General features: G+C 64.1%; 3 protein-coding genes. All 3 read right to left on the reverse strand.

The window, feature by feature from the left end:
• Positions 1 to 426 (reverse strand): phage portal protein (locus tag ACTQ48_RS11000; protein WP_441085758.1); only part of this gene is annotated, 426 nt, incomplete at its 3' end.
• Positions 427 to 444: 18 nt separating this feature from the next.
• Positions 445 to 1,941 (reverse strand): hypothetical protein, encoded by a 1,497-nt coding sequence (locus tag ACTQ48_RS11005; protein WP_441570942.1) that lies wholly within the window; start codon positions 1,939 to 1,941, stop codon positions 445 to 447.
• A gap of 107 nt (positions 1,942 to 2,048) precedes the next feature.
• The gene (locus tag ACTQ48_RS11010) at positions 2,049 to 2,408 is read right to left on the reverse strand and encodes a hypothetical protein (protein ID WP_441085760.1); all 360 of its coding nucleotides are present in this window, start codon (positions 2,406 to 2,408) and stop codon (positions 2,049 to 2,051) included.
• Positions 2,409 to 2,585: the final 177 nt, after the last annotated feature.

Genomic DNA, 2,585 nt, shown 5'->3' on the forward strand with positions numbered 1-2,585 from the left:
GCGCCGACGGGGATCGATCTCGACCGAGAACGCCTCAGGCGACTCCACGGTGATGAGCGGCTGATCGGGTTCTTCAGGGTTTGTGGACACGACCGCGAAGCCGCGCCCGAAGGTGCGGCAGTCCTTGTGCAGCAGCGATGACTGGGAGGGCAAGTTGTTGTACTCCCACGCCTCCTGCAAACCGCGGTCGATCTTGTCGGAACCCGACCGCTGGAAGGCGCGCAACTGCTGGCGGCGCTCCGGCTCATCCACAGCCATGCGCGGCACATTGATCGCAACCTCGAACATGCGCAATTCAGGAGGCACGGCAAGCCCAATCACGTCGATCTTCTGCAGACCCTCGTAGTACATGTCGAGGTGCTTGTAGTCGCGCTTGATCTTCGAGGTCTTGCGGTGGAGGCGGTTCAGGACATCAATGTCGCCCATGCCACCTCCAATCATCGTCTAGGCGAAGCACCACACGGCGCTGCTCTCTTCGTCATCGGTCCAGCCGGTGTCCAGCACCGCCCGCCTCGCCGCGTAGGCGAGAGCGTCCGCCACGACAACGTCAATCTTGCGGGGGCTGTTCGGGTACTCCTTGCGGATCAGCCGATACTGTCCGCGCCGCTTCACGTACGCGTTGCCGTAATGCCGCAGCGCGTCCGGATCGTCGCTCTGCTTCGTGACTCCGGTCACTATGTCGGTGTGCAGCGTGTCCAGCGCCGGACCCATCAGAGTGTCTGAGGTCGTGGGGAACTCGACCACCACATCCTCGCCGAACTGGTGCGCCAGGTCTGAGATGTCGCTGCGCCACTCATGCGGGTCGTAGTGGCCCCGGATCACGCGATAGCGCGCATGCGCCTCACGGATACGCTCCAGCACCTCGGTGCGCGGCACCTGCCATCCGATGCCGTCGGACCCCTCGGGTTTCTCCCACAGCCCAATCGTCCACCGGTATCCATCTGACATGCGGCAGCCCCGGAGGATGGTCGAGTCATCGTTCAGCGACCCGTCGAACCCGAGCGTGATCGGCGTCCCATCGGCAGGTTCGGGACCGTCCACCTGGGCGTCCTCCACGGCCCTGAGCGCGATCCACGAATCCGAGGACGCCATGGCCCGATTCAGGTAGTAGCGAGCCCCCTCAGCCTCATCACGGCACTCGGTTGGATCCAGCATCGTCTGATAGGCAAGCTCGGGGGTCATCCAGCCCGACACGGGGTCCATGGCCGCGCCGTACACGTAGCGCAGTTGCGCCAGCGTGTGCTCGCGGTCCTCGTAGATGCGGATAGGTCCCTTCGCCTCGCGATGGTGGACCAGCCATCCGGGGCCAAGCTGCTTGGTCTTCCAGCGCTTGTAGATCGTCTCCCACACGCTTTCCTCGCCGTAACGGAATGCGGTCGTTGTCAGCAGCGCCCACGGTTCGTCGCCCGCCCTTTTTGGGAGGTTGCGCATCGTTGTGGCGTACATGTTCCGCAGCTCCGGGAGTACGTACAGGTGCACCTCATCCGGCACGAGGAAGGTCTCCTTGCCTCCGTCCTTCGACGCGGCACCGGACGAGCTCGAGCGGCATTCCCCGCCGTTCGGCAGGTAGATGTTGGTCGCTGAGCGGTAGTCGCGGATGCCCTTCACGCCGCCATAGATGTCGGGGTGATTGTCGTGACCCCAGTCACCCATGACGAAGGCGAGGTTTTGGAACGTGTTCCCGCTCTGCCTTTCCTCGGTCGCGAGGCAGCGGACAAACGGGGAGCGGATCGGGCGACCCACCGGCTGCCCACTCGCATCCCAGCCATCGAAACGCACCGGAGCAAGGGCCTCCGCCACGCCAATCAGCCCTGCAACCTCCGACTTCGCCCGACCCTTGGGCATCGACAGCACGCCACGAGAGATCAGCCTGCGCCCAGACGCCGGTTCGAGCTCGTAGGCGTCCACGACGAAATCGAGCATCTCATCATCAAACGTCAACGGCTGCCCCTCCACCGGCCCAGGGCCATGGCAGGCATACTCCTCGAGCCAGTCGATGACGGCATAGCCGAGAGAGCACTTCTGCCCCTCGAACAAGGGCCGGAACATCAGCCTGCGCGCCGCTTCCGCGCCCGGTCAAGGCTCGACACCTTGCCGGCGGATGCGACCGACTCCACAGACTTCTGATAGGCACCCCTCGGACCCCGATACTGGGGCCGGCGACCCTCCACGTCTGGCAACCGCAGCGCGGCCAATAGCTGCTTGAGGACCGTGGCCGTCGCGTTCGCCTCACGCAGCGCCGAGTTCACGACCAAGCTGGCCACTCCGTTATCGTCCGTCTCAATCGACAGCAGCACGTCATGCTTGCCACGGATCGCCGCATCCAGAGAGTCCAGCCGATCCTTTGCCCGGCATGCCTCTTCCAGTTGCACCAACTGCTCCGGCGTCAGCTCGAACACGTCCGCCACGCCACTCCACAAAGCGCGCCCACCATCCGCCAACGAGGCTGGACACGGGGCCGGGATATGGGGCTCGTCAGACATGCTCAACACCTCCAGCGTCGCGCCGATATGCATCTGGTGGTATCGCGCCACCAGAGAGAATGGTTTTCAGGTCCTGTAGACCTGTCTCTTATACACATCTCC

The organism is Collinsella sp. Sow4_E3, from assembly GCF_052116285.1.
Lineage (GTDB): Bacteria > Actinomycetota > Coriobacteriia > Coriobacteriales > Coriobacteriaceae > Collinsella.